The organism is Delftia sp. ZNC0008 (genome assembly GCF_000799035.1).
Classification (GTDB): domain Bacteria; phylum Pseudomonadota; class Gammaproteobacteria; order Burkholderiales; family Burkholderiaceae_C; genus Comamonas; species Comamonas tsuruhatensis.
The window spans coordinates 1-1,117 of record NZ_JTKZ01000733.1 but is presented as its reverse complement, the minus strand read 5'-3'; the positions used below and the strand labels follow the sequence as shown (position 1 = coordinate 1,117).

Annotated in this window: 1 protein-coding gene and 1 pseudogene; both read right to left on the bottom strand. The window is 45.1% G+C overall.

The annotated features are described in order from the left end of the window. Window positions 1-724: pseudogene (locus L995_RS34480) on the bottom strand (hypothetical protein); the annotation flags it as partial. Continuing rightward, window positions 709-1,117 (bottom strand): hypothetical protein (locus L995_RS33990; protein ID WP_197065184.1); only part of this gene is annotated, 409 nt, incomplete at its 5' end. The pseudogene L995_RS34480 and the gene L995_RS33990, both read right to left, overlap by 16 nt.

The following is a 1,117-nucleotide window of genomic DNA, read 5'->3' as shown; positions in this document are numbered from 1 at the left end:
CGGCGGTGCGGCCATCGACCTCGATGGTGTTGTTGCGCACCACGTTGTCGGAGCCGGCCATGATGACGGCGCGGCCGCCGGATTTGATTTGGAGGTTTTCTGCGGTGTAGAAGGTGGGAGGGAAATAATCCCAAGGGATTTTATTGAATTTTTGGGTTTCGATGTTCCATCTGGAATTTTCTATTACAGGAAAGTCTTCCTCCAGTTTCTCAATTCTATTGCGTGCACCCAATTTAGGAGAAAGTTCTACGCCAATACCCGATAGACCTGGAGTTTCTATTATTCCATTATGAACTCTTAGATTGAAAGCTACCTCTCCACCAGATAATATTCCAATGCCGCTATTATTATTAAATGGTCTTCCTGTAACAAGATGTCCTCGCAAATCAAGGTCAGCATTATTACTGTGGTAGAAATCTAAAATTGCACCTCGTGGGTTACCACGTTCTATTCCCCCTTCGATCCAGTCACGCGCTTTACGCTGCACAAAGTCATGAATTACGCAGTGACGGCCAGAACCTTCAAAAGCTTCCGTGATAGGGTAGTAGCCACCTCTATACTTGACGGGCTTGCACCCCTCAGGCAGCGGGCCCTTGTCGCTAGGTGGATGGCGGCGCGCTGCCCATTCCTCCGTCGTGAGTGGTTTCTTGGGGAAAGCTTGGCAGCTTGCAAAGACAATGCAAGCAAAAGCAGAAAAATAGAGAAAAACTATACTTCTTTGCATATTTTACTGCCTGGCAAGCAAACGCCTGGATATTTATGTTCTTGACCTGCAAGGTTTTCTAAGTATTTACCTCTATTTTTCTCTGCCTCTTTTATTTTATATTCATCGCTACCTCCCTTTTCTATATTTATTTCCACAATTCTGGTTTTTTCGCTATTTTCTGTGTTTTTGGTTAGTTTGAGTTTTCCATCCTTAATCAGTTTATTAATGGTCTCTTTCAAAAATCTAGCCTTTCCAGGAAAATCCGCACCCTCTTCCCTGATTGCATTGAATCTCTCGAGCACATTCCTGATCTCCTCAAACCCCAGCGCAGGGCTAGTTCCATATGCCGTCAAAAACTCATAAACCGCCTTCTCCCCTTGCAGCGATCGATACTCCCGCTTGTCCCAATAA